Origin of the sequence: Acididesulfobacillus acetoxydans, from assembly GCF_902729405.1 — a bacterium.
Taxonomy (GTDB): Bacteria; Bacillota; Desulfitobacteriia; order Desulfitobacteriales; family Desulfitobacteriaceae; genus Acididesulfobacillus; species Acididesulfobacillus acetoxydans.
This window is the reverse complement of sequence record NZ_LR746496.1, coordinates 1,397,019-1,423,181: the sequence shown is the minus strand read 5'-3', so window position 1 is coordinate 1,423,181 and position 26,163 is coordinate 1,397,019. Positions and strand designations below refer to the sequence as shown.

The 26,163-nt window shown below is 51.9% G+C and carries 21 protein-coding genes and 1 pseudogene; 4 read left to right on the top strand and 18 right to left on the bottom strand.

Translation table 11 applies throughout. The features are described 5' to 3' along the window. Positions 1-194 precede the first annotated feature (194 nt). Positions 195-995 carry a manganese catalase family protein gene (locus MNU25_RS06275; protein WP_240984289.1) on the bottom strand — a complete coding sequence of 267 codons (801 nt, stop codon included), beginning with the start codon at positions 993-995 and terminating at the stop codon, positions 195-197. A gap of 290 nt (positions 996-1,285) precedes the next feature. Here MNU25_RS06275 and MNU25_RS06270 point away from each other — a divergent pair, with 290 nt between their 5' ends. Together MNU25_RS06270 and MNU25_RS06265 are read left to right on the top strand one after the other, a co-directional pair. Further along, entirely contained in the window at positions 1,286-1,978 is a 693-nt protein-coding gene (locus tag MNU25_RS06270; RefSeq protein WP_240984288.1) for a response regulator transcription factor, read from the top strand. Between the two features lie 2 nt (positions 1,979-1,980). After that, a complete protein-coding gene (locus MNU25_RS06265; protein WP_240984287.1) occupies positions 1,981-3,441 on the top strand; it encodes a sensor histidine kinase in 1,461 nt (486 codons plus the stop codon). On the opposite strand, the gene amrS is transcribed toward MNU25_RS06265, so the two are convergent. The 5 genes and pseudogenes from amrS to recQ all read right to left on the bottom strand — a co-directional run bounded on the left by amrS (position 3,403) and on the right by recQ (position 11,358). Further along, positions 3,403-4,404: an AmmeMemoRadiSam system radical SAM enzyme gene (amrS, locus tag MNU25_RS06260; protein WP_240984286.1), complete on the bottom strand. Its 1,002-nt coding sequence runs from the start codon at positions 4,402-4,404 to the stop codon at positions 3,403-3,405. The genes MNU25_RS06265 and amrS overlap by 39 nt on opposite strands. A gap of 45 nt (positions 4,405-4,449) precedes the next feature. Beyond that, on the bottom strand, positions 4,450-5,712 hold the full coding sequence (gene amrA / locus MNU25_RS06255; protein ID WP_240984285.1) for an AmmeMemoRadiSam system protein A: 1,263 nt from the start codon (positions 5,710-5,712) through the stop codon (positions 4,450-4,452). 150 nt (positions 5,713-5,862) lie between these two features. After that, the gene (locus tag MNU25_RS06250; RefSeq protein ID WP_240984284.1) at positions 5,863-7,164 is read right to left on the bottom strand and encodes a pyrimidine-nucleoside phosphorylase; all 1,302 of its coding nucleotides are present in this window, start codon (positions 7,162-7,164) and stop codon (positions 5,863-5,865) included. Between the two features lie 170 nt (positions 7,165-7,334). Further along, positions 7,335-9,319, bottom strand: a pseudogene (locus MNU25_RS06245) (OPT family oligopeptide transporter). 218 nt (positions 9,320-9,537) lie between these two features. Next, the gene (recQ, locus tag MNU25_RS06240) at positions 9,538-11,358 is read right to left on the bottom strand and encodes a DNA helicase RecQ (RefSeq protein WP_240984283.1); all 1,821 of its coding nucleotides are present in this window, start codon (positions 11,356-11,358) and stop codon (positions 9,538-9,540) included. Between the two features lie 312 nt (positions 11,359-11,670). On the opposite strand from recQ, the gene MNU25_RS06235 reads away from it, so the two are divergent. Together MNU25_RS06235 and MNU25_RS06230 are read left to right on the top strand one after the other, a co-directional pair. Next, a complete protein-coding gene (locus MNU25_RS06235) occupies positions 11,671-12,141 on the top strand; it encodes a Fic family protein (RefSeq protein WP_240984282.1) in 471 nt (156 codons plus the stop codon). Continuing rightward, complete coding sequence (locus MNU25_RS06230; protein ID WP_240984281.1) at positions 12,122-12,346, top strand: Uma2 family endonuclease; 225 nt, start codon at positions 12,122-12,124, stop codon at positions 12,344-12,346. Before MNU25_RS06235 ends, MNU25_RS06230 begins: the two co-directional genes overlap by 20 nt. Positions 12,347-12,594: 248 nt before the next feature. On the opposite strand, the gene MNU25_RS06225 is transcribed toward MNU25_RS06230, so the two are convergent. From MNU25_RS06225 to MNU25_RS06175, 12 genes are all read right to left on the bottom strand, one after another. After that, positions 12,595-12,906 (bottom strand): type 2 periplasmic-binding domain-containing protein, encoded by a 312-nt coding sequence (locus MNU25_RS06225; RefSeq protein WP_240984280.1) that lies wholly within the window; start codon positions 12,904-12,906, stop codon positions 12,595-12,597. 11 nt (positions 12,907-12,917) lie between these two features. Further along, on the bottom strand, positions 12,918-14,276 hold the full coding sequence (locus tag MNU25_RS06220) for an FAD-dependent oxidoreductase (protein WP_240984279.1): 1,359 nt from the start codon (positions 14,274-14,276) through the stop codon (positions 12,918-12,920). A 197-nt stretch (positions 14,277-14,473) separates the two neighbouring features. Continuing rightward, positions 14,474-15,424 carry an ABC transporter substrate-binding protein gene (locus MNU25_RS06215; RefSeq protein WP_240984278.1) on the bottom strand — a complete coding sequence of 317 codons (951 nt, stop codon included), beginning with the start codon at positions 15,422-15,424 and terminating at the stop codon, positions 14,474-14,476. A 61-nt stretch (positions 15,425-15,485) separates the two neighbouring features. Then, positions 15,486-16,142 (bottom strand): ABC transporter permease, encoded by a 657-nt coding sequence (locus tag MNU25_RS06210; protein ID WP_240984277.1) that lies wholly within the window; start codon positions 16,140-16,142, stop codon positions 15,486-15,488. Then, positions 16,136-17,242 (bottom strand): betaine/proline/choline family ABC transporter ATP-binding protein, encoded by a 1,107-nt coding sequence (locus MNU25_RS06205; RefSeq protein ID WP_240984276.1) that lies wholly within the window; start codon positions 17,240-17,242, stop codon positions 16,136-16,138. The genes MNU25_RS06210 and MNU25_RS06205 overlap by 7 nt, the downstream gene beginning before the upstream one ends. Positions 17,243-17,488: 246 nt before the next feature. Continuing rightward, positions 17,489-17,716, bottom strand: coding sequence for an aldehyde dehydrogenase family protein (locus MNU25_RS06200; protein ID WP_261487620.1), 228 nt, complete (start codon positions 17,714-17,716; stop codon positions 17,489-17,491). 523 nt (positions 17,717-18,239) lie between these two features. Next, complete coding sequence (locus MNU25_RS20435) at positions 18,240-18,638, bottom strand: 4Fe-4S dicluster domain-containing protein (RefSeq protein ID WP_372503694.1); 399 nt, start codon at positions 18,636-18,638, stop codon at positions 18,240-18,242. Further along, positions 18,635-20,434, bottom strand: a complete 1,800-nt coding sequence (locus tag MNU25_RS06195) for an aldehyde ferredoxin oxidoreductase family protein (RefSeq protein ID WP_240984274.1) — start codon at positions 20,432-20,434, stop codon at positions 18,635-18,637. The genes MNU25_RS20435 and MNU25_RS06195 overlap by 4 nt, the downstream gene beginning before the upstream one ends. 20 nt (positions 20,435-20,454) lie before the next feature. Further along, positions 20,455-21,867, bottom strand: a complete 1,413-nt coding sequence (locus MNU25_RS06190; protein ID WP_240984273.1) for a trimethylamine methyltransferase family protein — start codon at positions 21,865-21,867, stop codon at positions 20,455-20,457. Positions 21,868-21,895: 28 nt separating this feature from the next. After that, on the bottom strand, positions 21,896-22,834 hold the full coding sequence (locus MNU25_RS06185) for a metallophosphoesterase family protein (protein ID WP_240984272.1): 939 nt from the start codon (positions 22,832-22,834) through the stop codon (positions 21,896-21,898). A 73-nt stretch (positions 22,835-22,907) separates the two neighbouring features. Then, complete coding sequence (locus MNU25_RS06180; protein ID WP_240984271.1) at positions 22,908-24,374, bottom strand: aldehyde dehydrogenase family protein; 1,467 nt, start codon at positions 24,372-24,374, stop codon at positions 22,908-22,910. A 152-nt stretch (positions 24,375-24,526) separates the two neighbouring features. Then, positions 24,527-26,158, bottom strand: coding sequence for an APC family permease (locus tag MNU25_RS06175; protein ID WP_240984270.1), 1,632 nt, complete (start codon positions 26,156-26,158; stop codon positions 24,527-24,529). Positions 26,159-26,163 lie beyond the last annotated feature (5 nt).

Below are 26,163 nucleotides of genomic sequence, written 5' to 3'. Positions count from 1 at the left end.
AAACGTCTTATTGTTAGACGTCTTATTGTGACCGAACCTTCTTCCCGTGCAGTTTCCGCTACCAATCTCTGACCTTTTTAGGCCTCTGATACTTGCAGACTCTCACACTTCCTAAGTGAAACTTGCTTCCCGCTCATTGCTAAGACAACTTTGTTTCCAGCTCAGGCTCCCGAATCCCCTTTGCCGGCATTTCCCTACTGCTGCGGAGGCTGGGGCTGGTTGTAGCCCGGATTGTTGCGGGTGTGATCGTTGTAGCCGGGTGCCACCTCGCGAGCGCCCGCCGGCGGGGGCTCTTTTCCGTATTGTGCCGGTCCGCCGTACCGGAGATTGGGATCGCTCTCATATGAGGTCCCGCTGCCCTGATTCCAGGGACCCCGGCTGTCCCCTTGCCCGGTGGACATGTTCATGTATTTCTTGGAGAAATCGGAATCGCGAAAATCCTTGTTGACCCCAGTCCCTTTCAGAGTTTTAATCGCCTGCATAAAGGAGAAATTATGTGATTCTTCCCGGCTGAGCAAAAAACGAATCATGTCTTTGACTCCCGCGTCATCGGTTTGCTGCAGTAAGCGCTCGTAGATCAGTTTAGCCCGCAGTTCCGCCCCCGCGTTCGAAGAGAGGTCCGTATAAATATCTCCGTTGGAGTTGACATAGTTGGCGGTCCAAGGTTCTCCGCCGGAGTTGATTAGGAGCGGGCCTCCTCCCAGAAGCGCCATATGATTGGCGGCGAAATCTCTCGGAACTGTGTCCACGCCACCGATCAACATAGCCAAAGCTTCTCCCACCATCTCCAAATGGCTGAGTTCCTCGGCCGCGATATCTTGCAGCAAATCCCGGATTTTGGGGTCATTGCAGCCCAAGCTCTGCGAAAAATACTGCATGGCCGCTTTCAACTCTCCGTTTCCTCCGCCGAATTGCTCCAACAGCAGCACGGCAAAACGAGGATCGGGCCGATCGACATGAACGGTATACTCCATATCTTTGACATGTTTAAACACGATTTTATCCTCCTTCCGGTAGATCCCTGTTTATTATCTGCGGTCTTTGGGAATTTATCCAACGGAGCCACCGGAAAAACACGCCGCGGGAATTCCGATGAAATTTCTGCCCACATGGGCAAACTTAATTCTAAGCTGCCTCAGGGTTGTCTGGCACATGGTCTGCCCAAAGGCTTCGGCACCCCCTAAACGAAGTTTTGGCACTTGGCAATACTGATCTCCGCGAGAAGATAGGGCTGGATTCTGACCGCCGGAAATGCTTGGGAAGTTTTCTGGGGAGGAAAAGAAGAATGAATATTTTGCTGGTCGACGATGAAAAGAAAATAGCCTCGGTGCTGAAAGCTTATCTGCAGCAAGAAGGCTACCATGTGACAACCGCTTTTAACGGCCTAGTGGCTTTAACCTTATTTAAAGAAAATCACTTTGATTTGGTTTTGCTCGACCTTATGCTCCCCGGAATGCCCGGTGAAGAGATATGCAAGGAAATACGCAAATTGTCGAGCGTACCGGTCATCATGCTGACAGCCAAGGTAGAAGAGGAAGAACGAATTCGCGGGCTCGGACTGGGCGCTGATGACTACGTCACCAAACCCTTCAGCCCGCGCGAGGTTGTGGCCCGTGTGCGCGCCATCCTGCGGCGCACGGCGAGCGAAACGGAACCTTTGGCAGATTCGGTCAGCTACGACAACGGCCTTACCATTGACAACGTACGCCATGAGGTGCACCTTAACGGCTCCGAGGTTTTGCTCACCCCCACTGAATTTAAGCTTCTTGGCGCTTTAGCCAAGTACCCGGGCAGGGTATATTCGCGCGAGCAGCTGGTGGAAATCGTCCAAGGCCGCGATTTCGCCGGGGATGATCGGGTGATTGACGCTCATATTAAAAAACTCAGGCAGAAGATTGAAAGACTGGCAGCAGAACCGAAGATCATTCTCACAGTCTACGGAGTCGGCTATAAGTTCAACCCCAAAGAAGAGGAATAACCATGCGCAAAAAACTTTTTCTTTCCACACTGGCCATCGTCCTCCTCACACTGGCCCTCAGCATTCTGGCCGTGGAACTCGTCTTTAGGCAGCAGTTTTCCAATTACCTCACTCAGACCGCGGAAGCCACACTGAATGAGTTGCCCGGTCGCCTGGAAGCCGCCTATCAAGGAAATGGGCATTGGGATAAAACCCAGCTCACTAACCTTGGTCAATTATTACCCCTGGGTGGGGAACTCACGCTGCTTGACCCCCGGGACCGGTTGATCGAGACGATCGCTAATCCGATGAACACCATGATGTCTGATACGTCCCAGGGTATGATGGGAATGGGCATGGGGATGGGAGGCTACTCCGCCCCGACCTGGAAAACAAAGACGTTTAACCTTGCCGACGCCCACGGTCCCATAGGAACAGCCGTGATCCGCTATCCTTCGGCTTCCCCTGCGCTAAACCCTCGCGACCGCTCTTTTACCTCAGCGGTCTTTCGCTCCCTGCTCTTAGCCGGCGGCCTCGCTCTCCTGCTCGGCGTCCTGCTCAGCTACTGGATGAGCCGGAAGGTCTCCTCCCCGCTACTGCGCCTGACGCAAGCCGCCTACCGCATCGGTCAGGGACATTTGGAAGAACGCGTTTCTTTCGCAACCGATGACGAAATCGGAAGGTTGGCCACCGCTTTTAACGCCATGGCCGATAACCTTAAAGGGCAGGAACGCTTGCGCAAGCAAATGACGGCCGATATTGCCCATGAGCTCCGTACCCCTCTTACCTCTATGCGCAGCTTTGTCGAGGCTTTTCAAGACGGCGTACTTCCGCCGGATGCAGAGAATCTTGCCGCCTTGAATGAGGAGATCGACAGGCTGGTCGATTTGGCCAGCGACCTCAAAGACCTTAATGTGGCCGAGATAGGAGCGCTGACCATCAATTCCGAACCGGTCGCCCTTGACGCTATCCTGAGCAAAGTGGTGCGTAATCTCTCCCCTCTCCTACAAGAGAAGGAAATCACTGTGACATGGGAACCACCGGAGCCTGGGCATGAAGTCACCCTAAACGGGGATTCCCGGCTTTTGACCCGCCTGTTTTACAACCTCATCCAGAACGCTTATAAATACAGTGAAGCCGGGGGCTCGATTGCCATCCGGCTCCAAAAGAGTCCAGACTTTGTTCAGGTCCAAATCCGGGATTGTGGCATCGGCATACCGGACGCGGATTTGCCCAACATTTTCGAACGCTTTTACCGGGCGGACAAGTCCCGTTCCAGGGAGACCGGCGGCACAGGCATCGGATTGGCCTTGGTCAAGCAGATCGCCACCCTTCATCAAGGCAGTGTCGCGGCGGAAAGCAAGCTCGGTCAAGGGAGCACTTTTACCGTGCGTTTACCGCTGGAAAGGCAAGGAACCAAAAAACAACGCTTACCATTGCCGCAGTCAGACCCCGACCCCAAAGACAGCCGTCCCGCACTTTGAACAATGTCCATTCCAGAGCCTATTTGTGACAACATAACCTTCCCGCTCAATCACTTTTCCCCCGCAATGCGGACAAAACGTGTCACTGCCGCCCGAAACATTGCCCAGGTAGACATAGGGCAAACGTTCCCGGGCCACCTGCCAAAGCGCTTGCAAAGCCTCGGGCTCTGTGGGAGGAATATTCGAGCGGTAAGCGGGGAAATACCGGCTCAGGTGCCAGGGCACGGGTACCCGCAGCCCCTCCAACCAGCGGGCCAAGGCCCGGATCTCCCCGGTGTCGTCATTGGCGCCGGGTATGATTAGGGTGGTCACTTCCAGATGCACCCGACCAGCCAGTCGCTCCACATTTTCCAGAACCCAGCTCAGACTGCCGCCGCAGTATCTTCGGTAAAAGGCCTCGTTGAAACCTTTGATGTCGATATTGGCCGCGTCGATCCAAGGAATCAAATCCGCCAGGTATGCCCCTGTCAGGATACCGTTACTGACCAAAACGACCTTGCCGCCCTGTGCCTTAACGAGGGGAGCCGTTTCCCGGATCATTTCGTACCAAACGCCGGGCTCAGAATAAGTAAAACACAATCCCAGAGAGTTTCCGGCCAAGCCCGCCAATTCACCCGGACTGACCCTATCCCCCGGCAGGCGGGTCTGGGAAATCCCATAGTTTTGGCAAAAGGAGCAACTCAGATTACAGCCATAACCTGCCACGGACAAGATATCCCTCCCGGGGTAAAAGTGGTAGAGAGGCTTCTTCTCGATAGGATCCAGCTGCATAGCGGCCACTTCCCCGTAGGTGAAGGAAACAACCGCTCCCTCTTTATTTCCTCTGGCCCGGCAGCGCCCGCTCTGCCCCGGACGCAGCTGACAATGCTGCGGACACAAGAGGCAGACGGCCGTTCCTGTCGAAAACTCTTTTTGAGAGAACTCCCCTGAAGACAATCCTTCTGAGGACAGCCCTTCTGACATTGTACTCTCCCCTTTTTTCACTGCCGTGCGGACCTTTGACCCAGCCTACTCGAAATGCCTCACCACTTCAAACCGCCACATCTCCACGGGGCTCTCCGGGCTTATACCCGCTTTCTGCTTGGCGATGCGGAGTTGGTCCTCAACCGTATCCACACCTTCCAAGTGTGGCAGAAGGAGTCCCGTGCGGCCACCCCGGCTAACCACGATCCCATAGTGCCAGGGATCAAGTTGCCCCAGACCCGTCACTTTTTCCAGTTCCCCCAGGACATCTACCGAAAATGTAAGTTCTGCCACTTCCTCTTTTTTCACCGGCCAGAAACGGGGATCCTCCGTCCCCGCCGCCAGGGCATTGTAAAGTATCTCGGACGCTAAGTTTTGCCGGTAAGGTTGAGTTGTGCCTATACAACCCCGCAGCTCCCCGTCTTTTTTCAGGGTGACAAAACAACCCCGGCGTTGCTGAAATTCCGCCTCCTCCGGCTCAGGCAAAGCCGTGGGATCGCCGCCCTTCACATATTCCGTTAAACAAAGCCTGGCCCAGCGGGGCAGAGGTGAGGAATGATAGAGTTCTGCCACCAAATATCCTACCCCAAACGGCCCCTCATAAGAAAGGACTTCCCGCATTCCCTCTTGCGCTGCCAAGGCTAAACGCAAGCTGCGGTAGCCGCATTCACCCGCTTGCTCCACCGTCTCAGCCGGTATTTGCCCAATCTGAGCGGGATTACCTTTTAGCCCGGAGACAATTGCCTGATCAAATTGCGGTCCGGTCGGGTCAAAACCGTACGGTCCCTCCTCGCGCAAACGGTGTGACAAATCCCCGCTGGCCACCAGAGCCGTCTTCTCAGTACCGGCCCTGAGAATGCGGCCGATCTCCGCACCGTAGCGTTCCGGCTCCCGCCAAGGCATGCTCAGGAGGACGACCTTACCCCTCCAGCCCGCCCGTTCCAAAAAGTAGAGGGGAACCAAAGCTCCGTGGTCCAACTCACCCTGCCGGCGCAGCACCCGGGGTAATCCCCTGCTCAAGCTCTCGACCAGGCGACCGTCGTTGGGGAAAGCCAGGCTTAGGTCAGGCACGCCGAAATCGGCAAAACTCCCTCTCACTTCCCCGTTGACCAAGACCGATATTCCTTCCTCCAGAAGCGGGGCGTGGGGAGAAACGAGAATGACCGTTTCCGGTTTCGCCTGTGCCACCCGGGCCGCCACTTCCCGGTAGGCCTCGAGCGTCGACCCGCAGATTTCCTCTTGACCCCGCCCGATTTCCGGAACCACGATCGGTGGGTGGGGAACAAACGCACTGTAAACTAAACTCACAGCCTTCACTTCGTTCCTTTCAACTTGTCCTCGACGGACTTAATTTTCCCTTCCATCGGTACCGCTTTGTTCCTGCACTCGTCAATTTCGATATTGCCAAGTTGTCAGATCTCCAAAGTTCACGCCTCCGGAAACCCCCATACTTCCGTCCTAGCGTACGACTTGGTGAATATATTTAATGGGTGCGGGCTTCAAGTCACTGAAAGAGTAGGCATCTTTGATCAATTGGCCTGCTTGCAACGTGTTCTCAAGGTTCGAGTGCAGAATGCAGAGAATGTCCCCGGCCTTGACCACGTCTCCGACCTTTTTTTCCATACTGACCCCCGCCGCAAAGTCAATCGTATCGTCTTTCTTCTTTCTGCCGGCCCCAAGCAGCATGGCGGCAACCCCTACCTTCTCCGCGTCGATGGCTGAGACATAACCACTCTCCCGAGCTTTGATCTCTAAATGATATTTGCTCTGCGGCAACAGACCTGGGTTATCGACCACCCGCGCGTCGCCTCCTTGGATGCGAACTAACTCCTTAAACTTCTCAATAGCCGCCCCGGATCGGATCCTCTGAGCGAGCTCAGAGTAGGCCGTGTCAAAATCTTTAAAAGCCCCCCCCAGCACTGTCATGTGGGATGCCAGGGTCAAAGCTATCGTTGTCTCATCCTCAGCTCCTTTTCCCTTCAGGATTTCTATAGCTTCTTTGACCTCATTGGCATTTCCCACTTCGTGTCCGAGTGGTTGACTCATGTCGGTGACGACCGCGATTGTCTCCCGGTGCAGAGATTTCCCGATATCCACCATGGTCCCAGCCAATTCCACGGCCTCGGCCGTTGACTTCATAAAAGCACCTGAACCGACTTTGACATCAAGGACGATGCAGTCAGCCCCCGAAGCTATCTTTTTACTCATGATACTGCTGGCTATCAAAGGTATACTATCGACGGTCGCCGTTACATCTCTGAGGGCATAGATTTTTTTGTCCGCCGGGGTTAAGTTGGCGCTCTGCCCGACGATAGCCATCTTATGGACATTGACGTTACCGATAAACTCTTCCCTGCTCAGTACGGTCCTAAAGCCTTCGATCGATTCCAATTTGTCAATGGTACCGCCGGTATGGCCCAGACCCCGGCCGGACATTTTGGCCACAGGCACCCCTGTCGAAGCAACCAGGGGAATGATCACCAAGCTGAGTTTGTCTCCGACTCCTCCCGAAGAATGCTTGTCAACTTTTATTCCGTGAATGCTTGAGAGATCATTCTTGTCCCCGGAATTGACAAAAGCTAAGGTCAAATCGGCAATCTCCTTTTTGTTCATGCCCTTAAAGAAGACCGCCATCAGAAAAGCGGACATCTGATAATCCGGGATCTTGTCCTTGACATAGTCTTCAACGATCGCCGCAATTTCATCCGTACTTAACGCTTCTCCCTGTTTTTTCTTCTGAATCATATCCACCATTCTCATCAAAACCACTCCCTTCCTTAAAAATTACTCTTTTCCTCAATATAGCATTTTTTCTTCGACATTGCACAGGCAATCACTCCGCGCCTCCGGCGCAAAAGAAAGGGCGCCACTGCTGAATCAGTGGCGCCCTCCCCATTCTCCAGATAGCCGCAGAGCGCAGGGATCATTCGTTAACCGTTTTCTTTCTTCTCCCTCTTAACCGTAAACCGATACATCCAGAAAGCCAGCAGGAGGTAAAGAATCATGGCCGTATAGGGGTTACCGGTCAGACCCGGCAAGATCTTACTGCCAAAGGCAATATTGATACTCAGGGAGGCCAATATCGCAATCACGATCCCCATAATCGCGTCTCCGGCCACCAGGCCCGAAGCCAAAAGAACCCCTTTTTCCACCTTGAGCTTCATCTCTTCGGGAGTCTTGCGGAACTTCCGCTCAACCAGCAATCTGACCAAACCTCCGACGAGAATGCCGGCGCTAAGGTCAATCGGCAGGTAGAGACCCAAGGCCACCGGCAAGACCGGCAGTCCCATTAATGCGCACATCACCCCGAAAGCGACCCCGATGATAACCAGGATCCAGGGGAGTTGAGCCGTCATCACACCTTTGACAACCATGGACATCAAAGTCGCCTGCGGTGCCGGCACTGCCTGGGAACCCATGCCGTAGGTATGATTAAGCATCAACAGGACCAGGCCGGAAACAACCGAACCAAAAATAACCCCGGCGTACATACTGAATTCCACCCGTTTCGGGGTGCCCCCGATAATGTGAGTGACCTTCAGAGCCTGAGCCGCATCCCCGGATACCGCAATGGCAATACAGACGATCGCGCCCGCCAGAATGGAAGCGGTCATTCCTCGTTGAGCCGTAAAGCCCGTCGCTCTTAAAATGGCCGTGATAAATAATAACGAGGCAATCGTCATCCCCGATACCGGATTATTGGAAGCACCGATAATTCCACACATCTGCGCCGAAACCACGGCAAAGAAGAAGGCGAAAAGAACGACAAGGATGGAGCCTATCGGCCCTATGGAAACCATCGGCAAAAGCCAGGCCAGCAGAAAAACAAAGACCCCGGCGGCAATCACCCAGTAAATGGGTACGTCTAAATCTGTACGCTTAGTGGTGGTTGCCGAGCCGAACCCCCCCATGGCCGAGCGGAAGGACGGATAATCGTGGGCAAGGATTTACCAAGACTGATAAATCCGCCCGCAGCCACGGCCCCGGCTCCCACATAACGAATGTAGCTGCTCCAGATGGCGCCGGCGCTCATTTGCGAAATCAAGGTCGTAGACGGAAACAAGGGACTGGTAAGCCCCGTACCCACATATTTGATCAGAGGAATGAAGCCAAACCAGGCCACCACCGCTCCGGCAAACATGTACAGGGCGCCTTCGATCCCGATAATAAAGCCGATCCCCGCCAGAGACGCTAAGACGTTGACACCGAAAATAGTGCTTTGAATCGGCTTGATCGTCCATTCCGGATCTTCCAGCCAAAACGCCAGACCACCGGAAAGCAGCTTATAGAGACCTCCGGTCGACAACCCGAGCAGCACGGTCTTCAATCCTGTGCCGCCTGAACTCCCAGTCGCCAGAATTTCCGCGGCCGCCATACTTTCGGGAAACATGAGCTTACCGTGTTCTTCCACCGTCAAATATCTGCGCAAAGGCACAACGAAGAAGATACCAATCAGACCGCCCAGGAGCGTAGCCACCACGATGGTCGACAACTTGAGCTGCTGACCCCAGATAATAATGGCAGGCAGGGTGAAAATTATTCCGCCCGCTAAAGCTTCGCCCATGGCCGCGATGGCTTGAATCATATTGGCTTCCAAAACATTGTTGCGTTTAAACAGCCCTTTCAGGATTCCGGTGGCCAAGACCGAAGCCGGAATACCCGCCGCAATCGTCATCCCCACTTTCAGGCCTAAGTAAGTATTGGCGGCTGCAAACAGCATGGCAAAGATAATCCCCATGACCATCGACACGATCGTAATCTCAGGCATGGCTTTGTCTGCGGGAATAAACGGCACATAATCCTTGCCGTCAATCCCGCCATAGGCGGAATGGTCCAGTCCTCTTTTTTCCACTATGTACTTCTCCTTTCCGGTATGCTCAAATAGTATCTCTTGCACACCGGCATAATTATACATTATAGAACAATTTCTAACCAATAGACCGGCTGGCCCTGACATCCTGTCTGCAGACGATAACCGGGTACCCCTTCCTCGTGGGAAAAAACTCATAAGTCTTTAAAATACGCAAAAAAACAGATCTCCTCAGTCAGAGGACATCCTGCCGTGAAATCTCTTCATAAATCTCCGAGGCCGCAAGCAGCTGACATTTTCCGCCCGGTCCTCCTTAGTCAGCCTTAATTCCTGTCGGCCAGCCTGTCGCCCAAATCGTCATCTCCGACTCCCCGTTCACGGAAGCGGCGGATTTCCCGAATAAAAGCATCGCCGTACTTGGCCAGTTTCTTTTCTCCCACACCGTTGATTCGAAGCAGCTGACCGCGCTCCAAGGGCCCTCGTTCTGCCATTTCTCTGAGAGTACTGTCGGCGAAAACCAAATAGGGCGGCACGTTTTCCTGCCGGGCCAGTTCCAGCCTTAATCTGCGCAGGAGTTCGAAGAGATCTGTTGAACCGGTTACGAGTCGGTCGGGCTCAGGGAGTTTCCGCTGCCAGACCTGCTCCTGCCCTTTAAGGACAGGCCAAGCCTTGGGAGCCAGTTGCACAACAGGATATTGGCCGCCGGTGAGCTTAAGATAGTTCTCCGCGATTAGAAAACTGATTTGATCTTTGATCTCCCGAGCCGAAGCTTTGGGCATAAGCCGATAGGTCGACAGCTTGTCCAAGTTCAGCTCGCGGATCTTTTTGGTCGCCGCGCCTTTGAGGACATCGGCCACAAGCGCAACCCCAAAACGCCCGTGCAGCCGATAGACGCAGGAAAGTATTTTTTGGGCTTCCACGGTGATGTCCACTGCTTCCCGGCGATCATCACAGTTGCTACAGTTGCCGCAGCGCTCCGGAAAGTCTTCTTCCCCAAAATAGCGCACTATCCACCGTCGCAAGCAGCGCCCGGTATGGCAATAGTCCACCATAAACTGCAGTTTTTGCAGTTCGTGATTTTGGCGCCGGCCATCCGAGTTCTGCTCAATCAAGTAGCGCTGGGTCTGAACATCCTCCGGCCCAAAGAGTAAAATGCACTCAGCCGGCTCCCCATCCCGTCCGGCACGCCCCGCTTCCTGATAGTAGCTCTCCATATTCTTGGGCATATTGTAGTGGATCACGTAGCGCACGTTGGATTTATCAATACCCATGCCAAAAGCATTGGTCGCCACCATGATCTGTTTGCGGTCAAAGAGAAAATCATCCTGGCTCTCCGCTCTCTCCGCGTCACTGAGGCCGGCGTGATATTTTGCCGCGGCCAGGCCCTTGACTCGGAGAACATCCGTGATTTTATCCGTTTCCTTGCGGGTGGCGGCATAGATAATCCCCGGCGCCTCGCGCTTTGCGGTTACATAGGACAAGACAAATTCCCGCTTGTTCTCACCGCGCAGAACCATGAATTTGAGATTGGGCCGATCAAAACCGGTTACCAGAATCTGCGGATCCCGCAACCCCAAGAGGCGAACGATATCCTGCTTCACTTCCTCTGTGGCGGTTGCGGTAAAGGCACCCAAGACCGGGCGCCGGGGCAGCGCTTGCACAAAGGGACTGATCTGAAGATAGCTCGGCCGGAAATCATGTCCCCACTGGGAGACGCAGTGCGCCTCATCCACCGCCAGAAAGGAGATCTTCACTTGTGTCAGAAGCCCCAGCAGGCTCTCATTTTCCAATCTCTCCGGCGCCAGGTAGAGCAGCCTGCATTCCCCCCGCCTCACCCGGTCGAAACGCTCATGGACTTCCCGCGGTGACAGGGTGCTGTTGACAAACGCAGCCGGTACGCCCATCTGGCTGAGAGCGTCCACTTGGTCCTTCATCAAGGAGATCAAAGGAGAAATGACCAGCGTCAGACCCTCCTGCATAAGTGCAGGTATCTGATAAGCCAGCGACTTGCCCGCGCCGGTGGGCATGACGGCGAGTGTATCCCGTCCTTGCAGGAGGGATTCAAGCGCTTTTTGCTGACCCGGCCGGAAGGAAGAATAACCAAAATACCTTTGCAGCATGGCCAAAGCCTGTGAGATATCCATACGCTGCTTTATACCTTCTTTCAAGTATGGCAACCATAAGGCCATTATCAAAACGAACCACTGTGTTTTTCTCTTCCCCAGCGGTACCTTTCGCAAATTCATAGTATGGTTTCATAGCCATATCCTTAAAATCCCTTGCTCTCCGAAAACACCCCTCAGATGATTCCGTGGCTACCCACGCTCGCCACCCCGTGCACCCCATGTCCCAATATTATACTATTTTTGTCTCCCAAGCAACGGGATGGTAAGCGCGTCCCTTTTCGCTTGGATATATGGTATAATTCGCAAAAAGTAAAAAGAAGGTGGGCACGCGTGGAAAAATACGACCAAGCCGTTTCGTTGTGGAAAAGGTACAAGATCATATCCGCGTCAGATTTGGACAAATACCTGGATAGCTTTCGGGTCCTCTTTGCGTTTCATTCCGGGAGAATCGAGAACGAAAGCATTACCTATCAAGATACACGAGGAATCTTTGAAAACAGCCGGGTTCTGAATTATACGGGAAATCCCCGTGCTCTCTTTGAGCAGCAAAATCAAAAACTCTGCCATGAGTTTTTAAAAGAAAGAATCATAAGCAAGGAGCCGCTGAGTATCTTTCTTGTGAAAGAAATTCACAGGATACTCACCGGCGGAACATACGATGATCGCCGGTATATCGCCGACGGGGAACGCCCAGGGGAGTTCAAAAAGCATGATTATGTCACCGGCATTCATGAAGTGGGTTCCGCCGCAGAAACTGTGGAAAGCGATCTGGCGGAACTGATTGCCGATCATCTGCGATAAGCAGAGGTTAACCAAAAACAATTATCTGGGGACTCCCGATCTGCTCGTCGAAGTATTATCCCCCTCCACCACGGCCAAGGACTATATTGTGAAGATGAATTTATACATGCAGTCCGGGGTCAAAGAATACTGGATTGCATCCCCCAGAAACAGAAGCGTTCAGGTTTTTGTCTTGAACGGAGATGCCTATGGAGAGAACCGCTGAATTTTAGCGCCAAGGACGTTTTGCGCTCAGTCCTCTTTCCTGAATTGAATATCGATTTGGGAGATGTTTTCGAATAATACCGTTGGGAATGCCCACCCCTTTCATCAGTAACCACACCTATAATAGAAAAGGGAGTTCATCCGAACTCCTCTTTCTGATCGTAAAAAACCAAGGTCATGGCCTTTGTCCGTCCATCATTTCTTGGAAACACTGTCCACTGCCGCTTGGGCGGTTTTTTCCGCTTGCGCCTAGGCTGTAGCCCTCGTGATATTTTCTATTCCCAATTGATCTGCCACTTTGTGCAAAGCATCGATAATTTTTCCGCCCGTTGTGTCAATGAACTGCGGAGATGCGATCATCGCCTGCTGGAAAGGCACCAAAGCGAGGGGATGACTCGCCGCAAATTCCTTGTAGGTTTTGGACTCCGTGGCGGATTTGCGCACTGCGATACAACCTGTCTTTACGGGCCAATCGGACGTCGTGTCCGTGCCGGTAAAGAACTTGATCCATTGGAAAGCCGCTTCTTGCTGCTGCGGAGAAGTGATGACCGGAATCGCCAACGCTTGGGAGCTCAGAAAAGCCTAACGCCTTGCTTTTCCAAGGCTTTTTGCACCTTCTTTATATCTACGATTGATGTGGTCGCGCTTTCTTTGAGTGATATCGCGGCAGCGACGCCCGCCCCTTGACCCGTTAAGACACAGCAACTCATACTTCTAAATGCACTCTGAGCCAAAATATCGCCGGAGATACACCTTCCTGCCACAAGTAGGTTATCTACCTTCTGTGGAAGAATCGCCCGGTAAGGAATCTGGAAGTAACGTCCGGTCGTTGGTAGGCGCAAGACCCCATTTCCGTCAACAAACTCTGGAAAGATTCCAATGGAATCTTCAAATCTGGCTTGGTTCAAAACATCTTCACCGGTTATCCGGTAATATCCTTCGATCTGGCGGGACTCCCTAGTGCCTACGGTCATGCCAAAATTTCTCAGGCGCGCCTTCTCAAAACCTGGCACATATTTCTTAAGGACTCGGATAGCGTTAAGGACAGCTTCTCTGCCTTTGAGCTCGGCGTCCGTCAGATGCTTGACATTTGTACTGTCAATCCCACTGATGAATACTACGTTCAGCTGTGTGACATCACCCTCGGGAGAAACCGTGCCGTAGGAACCTCCATACTCAATACCATCGGTTTTCCTCAAAATTCCGTCCCTAATCGCGTCGTTAAACGGTTTACTGAGATAGGGACTGAACATCTTATTCTCTTTGCCACCCGTCTCCACGGACCACTCTCCGCTCCAGTCAGCGAACGTAGGTTTAAGGTCCTGTTTTATGAACTGTAAGAACTTTTTGCCATCCACCCCTCTGCAGTGAAACATCGGCGTCACCCAAGCCAGTTTTTCTCTCTTTGTAAACGGGACACCCGCAAGAGCTGCAATATCTCCGTCTCCCGTGCAGTCTATGACACGTCGGGCCAATATCGCTAAGCGTCCGGATTTGCTCTCGGTTATCACCCCCTGTATGATATCATTTTCAACGATTACTCCAGCGGCATAGCAGTGAAGGAGTGGCCTTATTCCGGCACCCCGGACAACGCTGTCGGCAACGTACTTAAACATTTCCGCATCAAGAGCTTCGCTATCCGACTCACTTCTTGGGGTGCTTGCCCCGAGATCCCTTGCCACATCCTCAAATTCGAAGGCTAAACCACCGGCTTCTACCGTTTCTTTATGCCTGTACCAAGCAAAGCCTTCGACTCCAACCTGACTTATGACACCACCAAAACAACCGTAACGTTCAATTAACATTGTGCTGACGCCTTCCCTCGCTGACGAAACGGCAGCGGCTAAACCCGCAGGCCCACCTCCAACTACCAGGACGTCGACCTCAGCAAACACCGGCACTTCTTTTGCAGGTTCTTTGATAAACTTCATCACGGAGTTCCCCTTTTCATTTTGAGCCTAATCTCGAAACAAGCGCTTGGCCTTTCCACTCCTCGCTGGTGGGCCGTGGAAAGACCAAGCTATTCACTGTGATCCCGCACTCGCTCAACGTGTCTCAAGATCATTCCCAGTTCTTGGGTAAACCGTGGAGCAGAAGGTAAAAATCGCACCTGTCGATTACCTTTCCTTTAGATGATTCCCTTGCGGGTAAGGAAGTCATGCGCCACTTTTGCCGGATCCGCCTTCTCCACATCCACCAGTTCGTTCATATGAGTCATTTCAGAAGTTGAGATAGAACCCCATAATTTCGCCAGCACCGCATCAAGGTGATCTTTTTGGACAACGTCATTCTTGATCAGAACAATACCGTTGTACGGAGGAAAATAATTCTTATTATCGGTTAAGGGCACCTCCTTGAGCTTCGTTAGGCGCCCGTCCGTAGAAAATGCCATAATGGCCTGAACTGAGTTATCGGCGAGAGCTTGGTACATTAGGTTGTAATCCATAGAGATCACCCTTTTGAACTTGAGATTGGGATAGGCCTTCTCAAATCCGGGCATCACATCACTTATGACATCAGGATCTGTAGCAAAAATCCAGTTCTTTGCATAGGGAGCGCAATCCGAAAAGGTTTTCAGGTGGTCTTTCGTGGCCACATCCTCTTTGACCGCTATCGCATACGTATCCTGGAAGCCCAGAGAAGGCGAGACCCAGATGCCGAACCTTTTTAATTCATTATCCTTCACATACTTGCTAACGGCATCGGGGTGCCCCACAAATTCCCCCGCGGTATACTTTAGATGAAACACTTTGTCGAGCTCTGTGCCATCATATCCAAAGTACACTTGAATATTATTCTTTTCCATAAGTGAATGGGTGAGTGCCGACCCGCCACTGGTTTCTTGCAACTTGACCTTAATTGGCGTCTTGCTTTCAATAATCTCTTTTAACATATTGTCGACGATGATGGCCTCACTCTGAGCTTGGGATGCAATATTAATTTCCTTGATTGGGTATTGTTCAGGCCCCGTTGAGCCATTAGCAGCGGACTGATTGCTGGTCGATGTACCACACCCCAGCAGCGTTAGCGCTGCAATTAACCCAACTCCCGTTAGCTTAAGGAAACGACCGATCGACACGATTAGCCAACCCCTTTCAAATGACACTACTGCCAAGTAATGCGAAAAAACAGGAACCGCCTCAACCTTTCCGCGTTCGTAAACCTCGTGGCGTCAGTAAAATTTCCAGCCGACTCATCAGGAATTCGGCCAAGAACGCCATTAGCATGGCAGGTAAGGTACCTGCTAACACAATGTCGTTGCTGGCCATGCTCAAACCGCGCAAAATTAGCGACCCCAGTCCACCGGCTCCTATTAATGCTCCCAGGGTCGCAAATCCAATTGTTCCCACTAAGGCAGAACGAATGCCGGCGATAATCACCTTTAGGGCCAACGGCAATTCGATCATCCAGAGTAGTTGCCAATTTGTTACACCCATACCCATTGCCGCGTCTTTGATTTCTGGTGACACGCCGTTGATGCCGACAAAAGTGTTTCTGATGATAGGCATCAAAGCGTAAAGGAAAAGAGCCACCACGGTAGGAACAAGTCCAATGCCGCTGCCAATTGCGATTAACAACGCAAGTAGAGCAAGGCTTGGAATAGTCTGCATAGCATTGCTAAACCCAATGAGCCAAGGGTACAGCTTCTGTATCCTGGTGGCCAAGATAGTCAGGGGCACAGCAATTAAGATGCACAAAACCATCGGGATAGCTACCAAGTACAGGTGTTGTACTGTAGCCTTTAGAACTTGATCATGATGAAGTACAAAGAACCGGATTGTTTCCGTGATCAGCATTCGGGTCCTTTCACCTCCTTCTCTAGGGCAGGGTCGCCGTTTTCCCCGCCGCCGGTTGCAGGGGCCACCACACTTGTACCAGCCGCACCCCTCAGAAGCTCCATTACACGACTCAAGCTGACACTGCCTACGACAGTACCGTCGCTTTCTGTGACCGGAATCGCGTTAATTTTATGGATAATCATCGCCTGTATACCGTTCAGCAAAGTGAACTCAGGTGGAATCGCTTCCTTGTACACTTTGGGAAAAACGTTTACCGGCATCTCCAGGCCTTGTTCCGATACTCCCTTCAGATCTTCCAGGCAAATAAATCCTTCAAACTTGTCATGTTCGTTGAGGATGACCATTTGGTCGCTACCCTGCCTGAGCATCTCCTCAAGACAATGTGCCAGGCTACTTTGATGCGGAATTGTCGCCATAGACCTACTCATGATCTCTCTCACCGGTATCTTGATCGTTTGCCATGCCAAGCGCTGCCGAACAAAAAAGTTAGCGACAAAATCGTCAGAGGGAGCCTGTAAAATCACATGGGGACTCGCCACTTGAACGATCCGGCCCTCCTTCATGATCACTATTCGGTCAGCCATTCGGATGGCCTCATCCATATCGTGCGTCACAAAAATGATCGTCTTCTGCACATTGAGCTGCAGACGTTTTAATTCATCCTGCAACTGTTCGCGCATGATAGGATCCAGGGAACCGAACGGTTCGTCCATCAAAATAATGTCTGGATCATGCGCCAGAGCGCGCAAAACCCCAATCCGCTGTTGCTGGCCACCGCTCAATTCAGAGGGATAACGGTCCATAAACAAGTCTGGCTTCATTTCAACCAGCTCAAGTAATTCCCTCGCCCGCGCTCGACGCCCGTTTTCCTTCACCCCTTTTAGTCTGAGAACGAAGGAGATATTCTCCCCGATGGTCAAGTGGGGGATGAGCCCCACCTGCTGAATCACATATCCCAGACGGCGTCTGAGTTCAACCGGGTGATATTTTTCATAGTCCTGTCCGTCAATCTCAATTGTACCGGACGAAGGCTCCACAAGACGGTTGATCATGCGCAGCGTTGTTGACTTGCCACATCCCGATGGACCAATCAGCACGACAAATTCTCCCCGCTGAATATCCAAGGAAAAGTCATTCACTGCAACAGTGCCATTGCAAAATATCTTGGTTACATTTCTTAAAGATAAAATTTTCCTTCAACCCCCTTACACACGGAGTCCAACTCGGTCGCATTGTCTCTTTCCTCAGCTACAACAGCTATAACCGATTAACAATAGAGTACCGAATCACTGCCCTTCGAGACTCATCACCTCCTTCACCATTCGGCGGACTGTGGCAGAGCTTCAATTCTTAAACCAGCGCACAGGAGCGACCTCTAAATTAATGGCCAGCTGTTTGATTTGGGTGTATTCGTCCAAGCCAAAGGTTCCCAATTCCCGCCCGAAACCGCTTTGTTTGTAGCCACCCCAAGGTCCTTCCACATAGTAGGCGTGATAATTATTGATCCACACGATGCCGCCCCGCAGTTGCGGGCGATTGCCGCTCGTTCTGTAACATGCGTCTCCGGCCAAAGGCCATGGTCAAAAGCCTTTCTGGCCACGGCAATCGCCTTCCGGGTATCTACGACACCCTTTCTGTGACGTGGACCTAGACCTCTTCTTTCGCAGGATTGAAAGATCACGAATTTTTACCGATTACGCCGGTATCGATTCCCCGTTGATCCACATCCTTTTAACATCCAACATGGTCTCATCTTCCTTTCATCTTTGGTTAAACAACAAATCCCGCGCCTTCCTCAAAATACGCGGAGCGTAAAATCACCCCTCCCCAAAAAAACAACCGCAAAACACTTCTGTCTGGTAAACCATACAGATGGGCTTGCGGCTGTCTCTAAAACTCCGGCCTTAACTATCAGGTTGTAAAGTCTTTGACTGTCCGTAGTGAACTAAAGAATGTTCATTCAGTTTCTTCTGTACGTGGCGTACAAATATCATTATAGCACCATCATCTCTCCGGAGAAGACGTAGGTGATGAATAGCCAGGTTTCAATGGCGAAAAACCACTTTTTCCTTTTAAGCGGATTTTCTCATGCGTCTACTCCAGCCGGATCGCCTCCTTATAGCAAAATGGCACACATCGCGGTATTCCTGAACAACCGTCACAAATCAGTGGCAGTTCTGTCATCGGATCAAGAAAAACGGCATCATAAGAACAAGCAGCAACACAGGCATTGCAACGTGTGCAGACTTCATCGTGAACCTCTACAAAGCCAGTCCTTTCATTATAAGTACAGGCGTCAAACTGACAAGTGCTTACACAGGGATGATCCGGACAATTTCGGCAAACATTGATTAGACTCTCTCCCTGGTAAGGATCATTGACAATTCGAATCCTGGATCTCCCCGGATCGAATGCATTGGCATGAAAACCGGCACATGCCAACTCACAACTCTTGCAACCGGTGCAGCGCGAGGAATCCAAGATAAGTTTCATAGTTCAGATTCCCCCCCTGCTATCCCATCATCCATCCCCAGTTGCTTGAGCTTTTCTGTTTGTACTTTTCCACTTTCATCCCAGCCGCGCATCCCGTATAATTCAGACAAACTTGCGGTGAATTCATCAACCTTAAATGTCTTATGAGCAGCCGGCCCATTTAAAAGTGGATCATGTAAAACCCTTGGAGGCAGATAGTCGTCTTTCCTACTGAATCCCGCACCCTGGTTAAACATTTGCCCCATGTTCCATATTCGCTCGCCACAGATTTTCAACTCTTTTGCCGTCATGGGCCAACCGGTGACTTTGGTGTAAATTTCCGCCAAGGTTTCGGGAGACGGACGCCAGAAATCGCAGATGATCAATGAATCTTTAGCACTGTTGTAATCCTGCTGCCGCTTTACGACCTCCGCTTTATTGACAAAAGTAAAAGGATCCATCGAGCCAAAAGCGTCCTCTTCAATGGCAAAAGCCCGCTGATGGCATGCTCCCCGGTCCGAAGTGGCATAAGCCAAAGCCATGCCATAACTCCCCCGGGGATCAAACGCCGGGAATTCCAGTCCTTTCACTTCCATGGCAATGTCTTGCCCACCCACGGCGGCTGCCGCCCGCTTGACCCCAGCGGCCAAAAGGTTTCCCACATCCTGGCGCCCGGCGATTCTTTTTACATAGTCCAGCATTTTTTCGCCTTCGCCAAAACGGATCCCAAAATCATAAATCCCTTTTTCTGTCGCTTCCATGGCAAAAGCCAGTACTCCACCGGTGGAGATGGTGTCCAGCCCTAAATCATCGCACAACTTGTTGAAGCGGATCAATGTGTCCATATCGTCGACATCACAGTTCGACCCGGCTAAACCAAGGGTCTCGTACTCCGGCCCTTCGACCAAACTCCCATCCTTGGCTTGTGTAAACCGGCCGCATCCCAAAGGACAGGTGGCACAGGCTCTTGTTCTCTTCAACTTCATTTTGACTGCATCACTGTTAATTCCGGCCACTTTTTCGTACTGGCCGTCCTGATAATTCCGGGTCGGTAAAACGCCAATTTCTTGTGAGGCATCCACCGTGCCGGGAGTTCCGGTCAGATCGGTCCAAAGGTGTGCTTCCGTTAAAACGTCACGCTTGCGTATATCCAGGATATAGTCCAAAAAACTTTTCATATCACTACCGATCTGCACCCCTGTCGAACCCTGCACAACGATGGCTTTCAGGTTTTTGCTGCCCATCACCGCCCCTGCCCCTCCGCGACCGGCCTGATGATAAGAATCGACTGTAATACAGGCATAAAGAACTTCGTTTTCTCCTCCCGGACCAATCGTCAAAGACTTGACTTCTGGTTTATATTTCTCTCGCAGCCAGCCTTCCGTTTCGTGGATTCCCTTTCCCCACAGAGCATCGGCCTTTTCAATGGCAACCTTGTGATTGGAGACGTACAAATAGACAGGGCTCGCGGCCCGACCACAAATGATGATTCCATCATATCCGGCATACTTCAGCTCCGCGGCAACCCCCCCGCCGACCAGGCTTACCAGGATCGTTCCGGTCGCAGGGGATTTCGTCAAAACCGCCAGGCGTGAAGACGTGGGAACAATCGTGCCGGCAAACGGACCGTTCATGAATATGATCTCGTTGTCCGGTCCTAGAGGATCGACCTTCGCGTCAACGTCCTGTAAAAGATAGCGATAGCCCAATCCCTTCCCGCCTAAGTATTTTTCGTACCACAGGCGGAGCGGTTCTTCGATCCGCACTTCGCGTGTGCCCAAATCCACCCTTATAATTTTCCCGCTGTAGCCCTTCATGCAGTTACCTCCTCGTAACTTTACCTAGCGGCACTCTCGCGCAGGCGCTTTTCCACCTTCTTAGGCAAGGGCGGTGCCTGGTAACTTTCCAATATTTGTTGCAAACGTATTTGGGCCCTAACCAATGCCGTGCGGGTTCCTTCCAGCCTCCATTGATCATAACTGCCCCGCTCTGCCAAAGGTGATTGCCAAAACTCCGAACGAAAATGCCCATACGTATGTTCCGCTGAGAGAAACTCTCCACCCGGCCCGATATCGTGGATTAACCCTACTGCCAAAGTATCCTTATTTACATCGCCCCCTCGTAAGATTCGTTTAACGGCGCTGCAAGCCTCATCATCAAGGACAAACTTCTCCAAGGACATGGATACATAGGATTCCAGGATGCCTGCCGCGTGAAGGATCACATCCACTCCGGCCAAACCGGCAGTCAGCATATTCATCATGCTCTCCGACGCCGCTTGGGCGTCGGGCAATTTGCTGTCGGTCAGAGACCCCCCGGCCCGGCAAGGCAACCCGTAGGAGTGAGCGATTTGTGCCGCCGCCGCAATAATCCAGGCACCCTCCGGCGCTCCAATGCTCAACGAACCGTAACGCATCTCCGTGATTGACGAAGCTGACCCATAGACAACCGGCGTCCCCTCGCGCACAACCTGAGCCAAGGTGATCCCGGCCAAAACCTCCGCATTTTGCACGGACAAGACAGATGCCAGAGTCGCCGGCATGGTCGACCCGGCCATGCCCAGGGATGCAATGATCAGGGGCTGACCAGCCGCGGCATATTCCATCAAAGCCCCTGCCATCCTGGCGTCATACATCAAGGGCGAGAGAGAATTGATCAAGGTGATCATCACAGGCTGGGAGGGCCTGTCGCCATCATCTTCAAACAGAGTCGCCGCCATAGCCAAAGAATCCCGGGCGTGCTCAGCCCCGGTCGCACTGCCCATAAACGGTTTGTCTGAATTAGCCAGGCAGGCATAGAGCATCTGTTGATGCCTGTGCTTCTCGGGAATATCATTGGGCTCGACCAAAACGCCGCCGGTAATATCCATATTGGAACTGGCCCCCGCCAAACGGACCAATTGGACAAAATCCTCATACACAGCCTTGCGCTTAGCCCCATCTACAGAAGTGATAAAAGGTGCGCCATAACCCGGCACAAATACCGGATTCCCGTCGCCGATGCTCACGTTCTTGGCCGGATTACGGGCATACAGCCTGAACCCGCGCGGCGCTGACATAACGGCTTCCTGCACCAGCCGGGGTGGGAAAAAGACAATCTCTCCCTCAACCTTGGCTCCTCGCGCCCGCAGAACATCCCTGGCCGAAGCATAATCCATCTTGACGCCGGTGTGTTGCAAGATATCCATGCTGGCGTCTTTTATCTGTTCAATTTCTTTCGCGTTTAGAACACTCAGACTCGGCGCTGCCAAACCCAACCCTCCCTCCGTTCACTCCAAATCAACCGGAAGTTAAGAGGTAACTCCGGACCCCCTTCTTGTCCAGTTCTACTAAGGCCCCCATGAGAACTCCCTGTTCATAGGAACTACCAGGGTTAATACAGGTTGACTTTTTTAATTTCTTAACCCCTTTTCCTTCGTGGATATGTCCGAATAATCCCAACAGCGGCCTGTAAGTCTCGATCGTCTCTTTTACGGCCAGGCTTCCGACCGGGATCAAAGACCGCCCTGCGTACCTCGGACGCAGATCTTTATCTAGTTCCGGAGCTTCATCCAGCCCGGAATTATAAGGCGGGCAATGAAAATTAAAAACACATTGACTTAGGTTTTCCACCTGCTCCGCCATCCGATCAAGTTTCCGCTTCAGCTCATCTTCAGAGCATTCCCGATGAGTGTTCCAAGGGGTGGGATTGGACCAGCCTGTGCTGATCATCTCATGATACTGGCTTAGCCTGACCACTTTGCCCTCTGTCAATTCCACGGCTCCGCTTTTACGGATGACCTCATCTATTTCAAACATGTCGTCATTACCCGGGCAGACGTAGCACTTGATCCCGGAATTATTTAGTTTGTCCTCAGCATAGTCCATCCATTTTTCCACAGTGGACTTGGCAACGTCGACAAATAACTTATTGACGTTTTCAGGATTGGCTTCCAGTTCCGCTATTCTGTCTGAGTCCATCCGAATCGGGTAGTAGCCCCGGTTGCGGATCAACTCCTCCATTTGTGCCGTTTCCTCACTGCTGTGCATCGTGTAATCCTGTTCCAGAAAAGTCGTCTTGAATCCCTCCTTAGTTTCCAGCACAGGCACAATAGCCTTACCGGTCATATCCCCTCCTAAAATAAGGATTTCCGCTTTATAAAATTTCCCGGCTGAAATGAACTTTTTCCAGCATTTTTCGGAACCATGAACATCTGTCGCAAAGAATAATCTTGTCATCATTACCCTCCAAACACCGATTGACGGCGATACGGGTCCCTTTGCAGCCGGCAACACACCTTAGAGTTCCCTCTCAATTCTTAAACCAACGTACGGGGGCAACATCTAGATTGATGACTAATTGTTTAATTTGAGTGTATTCATCCAAGCCGAAAGTTCCCAGCTCCCGCCCAAAACCGCTTTGTTTGTAGCCACCCCAGGGTCCTTCCACATAATACGGATGATAATTGTTGATCCAGACGATACCGTCGCGCAATTGACGCGCAACTCTATGAGCCCGGGTCACATCATTCGTCCAAACAGCCCCCGCCAGGCCATACTTTGTAGCATTAGCCAACTTTACCGCTTCTTCTTCCGAACTGAATTTCTGGGTCACCAACACAGGGCCAAAGATCTCTTCCTGGACAATTCTCATCTGTGGATGAGTATCGGTAAAAACGGTCGGCTCCAGAAAATAGCCCCTGGTCAAACCCGCCGGGCGTTTTCCGCCACAGACCAATTTTGCCCCTTCCTCGATCCCAATGCGGATATAATTTTCAACTCTTTCCCGATGAGGCGCCGAAATCAACGGTCCCATTTCACTCTCGGGATCCATTCCGTTGCCCAACCTAATTTTCTGAGCCCGCTCAACAAGATGACTTACCAATTCATCGTGAATGGATTCCTCCACCAGCAGACGGGAACCGGCTGAGCAAACCTGTCCGGCATGAACAAAAATACCGAACAGTGCATAGTCAACGGCAAGATCCAGGTCGACATCAGCGAAGATAATATTGGGTGATTTACCTCCCAATTCCAGAGCGACCCTCTTAAAGTTGGAAGCAGCCGCCTGCATAATGCTGCGACCTGCAATCGGTCCTCCGGTGAAGGAAATAAAGTCAACCTCTTGACTGGCTGCCAGCTCATTACCGACCGTCGGTCCCGGACCCAAAACCAGATTTATGACGCCGGGAGGAAATCCCACCTCCTCAATCAGCTCCATCATTCTGATGGTGCTCAAAGGGGTCAGTTCACTCGGCTTAACAACACATGTGTTTCCCGCTGCCAAGGCAGGCGCAAGTTTCCAGGAGATTTGCAGCATGGGATAGTTCCAGGGAACAATCTGTCCGCAGACTCCCAGCGGCTCACGCAAGACCATGCTCATGGCCGGTGCGGGGACATCGAAGGTTTGCCCGCCGGGTTTATCGGCAAGTCCGGCAAAGTAACGGAAGGCTGAGACAACATCCGCTACGTCAAAGCGGCTTTCGCGCAGACCTTTTCCGGTGCCGGTGGTCTCCAGAACAGCCAGATCCTCTCCGTCCTTTTCAATCAGATCGGCAATTTTCGCCAACTTTGCCGCCCGTTCTGTAACCTGCATGTTCGGCCAGGGTCCATGGTCAAAAGCTTCTCTGGCCGCAGCAATCGCTTTCCGGGTGTCTGCAACGTCGCCCTCCGCAACCCGGGCGTAGACCTCTTCATTCGCCGGGTTGATTAGATCTCGGGTTGTCCCGGATTCGGACAGCATCCATTCGCCGCCGATCCACATTTTCTTAACTTCCAACTTGCTCCATAACTCCTTTCGTAGTCTCCTTCGCTTTCTCTTCTCTTGTTCTTCTCGTTCTCTTCTCTTTTTTTCACGCCCCGCTCCCGGCGCTCCTTTGGCTCACCACGGGTCACTACCCCTTGGAATCCTTTGTTACAGAACCTAAGAGCTCATTCAATAGGAATGGTTTTTTGCACCAAAGAAAGATCAATACCCTGTTTTTTTCGGTAATTCTTCGATATGAGAAAATAGACGAGGGCAATTACGTAAAGGAGCAACATGAAGACTGCGGACAACGGATCATTCACACCATACACCGCTTTAGCCAGCCACATATAAATGTTCCACAATAAGAACAAGCCGAAGACGACGGAAATGATTGTTATCACCGGAATATTGCCAATTTTGTACTTGGCAATAGGAGAGGCGCGGAAGAGTTCGGGATCCTTGACAGGCAGCCTCATGGCGGCAATTGTCGTCCCCAGATAGGTGATGGCAATTACCACCGTTGTATCAAGAGTCATCTTGGCAAAGGTCGGCGAATAGGCATACAAAGCGCTCAGCACGACTGAGGGAACCACCATGACCAGAAGTGCCCGGAAGGGAGTGCCATGCTTTGGTGACACTTCCGCGATCCAGTCGGGCAGCACCCGGTCGAAAGCAGCCGCAAAGAGAACCCGGGTTGAAGACAGGAAAACGGTACCGGCCCAACCAAAAAACCAAGCGCTCATGGACAGAACCAACCAAAGCTGAAGCAAGGGATTTTGGGTCAAAAACGAAACATACAAGCTGAGGAACGGAAAAACCGGCAAGGGGGATTTACCACTCCAAAAGGCAAAATTCGCCGTGTTGTAAAAATCCCAACCGATGCCTTTCGCTAAAAGGGCGACGAGAACAATCGCCAAAACGGTTGTAATGATGACGGCGGCCGCCATCCCCCAGAAATTCTTACGGAATTCGCTCGCTCCACGAACCTCACCATATAAAGTGGAGCCCCAGTTTGGCCAGAGATTAAAGAAAAGCAGCAAAGGAATTAGCGGAAGGCTGGCCATAAGCGGCATATGTCCAAAAGGCAGAGCTTTATATCCCCCCTTGGCTGCCAGCGCTATGATACTCTGATAAGTATTGCTGTCTTTGACTCCAAATACGGTCTGACTGAATCGGTTAAATTCCGCGGCAAAATGCGCTGGGGTGCTGGCGGCCAGCATGACAAATACTGTAAAAAGCCCCAGAACCCCCACAAAAAACGATATCTTTTGGATTCTGGCATACCATTTCATGCCAATACCAATCACAACAAAGGCGAACAGAATGACAAGCAACGAGGATAGGAAAAGCCCGGTCTGACTCGTGAACCACACCGCGGCAGCGGCCAAACCCGCGCTGTTTCCGATTGAACTGAGTATCGCCAAAATCGGGGTCAGGACGTCGTAGGAAAGCAAAGAGCCATACACCGGTATCCACATCCACAGGATCAATACCCATCCGGTCATGGCTAAGACAAAGCCTAAACCTCCGCCCAAAATGCGACTCTGCCAGACGTAATCTCCTCCGGCCCTGGGCATCACTGAAATCATCATGGCGTAAACGCCGACTTCAAACAGAATAAACAGCGCGCTGACAACCAGGGCAGGGATCAACTGTCCATTCGGAACATTGGGAGCAGAAGAAAAGATGTAAAATCCCAGGGTAATTAGATTGATGGAGAAAAACGAGTAAATAAAGGCGTCGAAAACCGACCAATGCCTGACCAAGCCCGTGGCCTGCCGGGCAAACAAATTAACGTTTACGTCGTTTGCCATTGGTC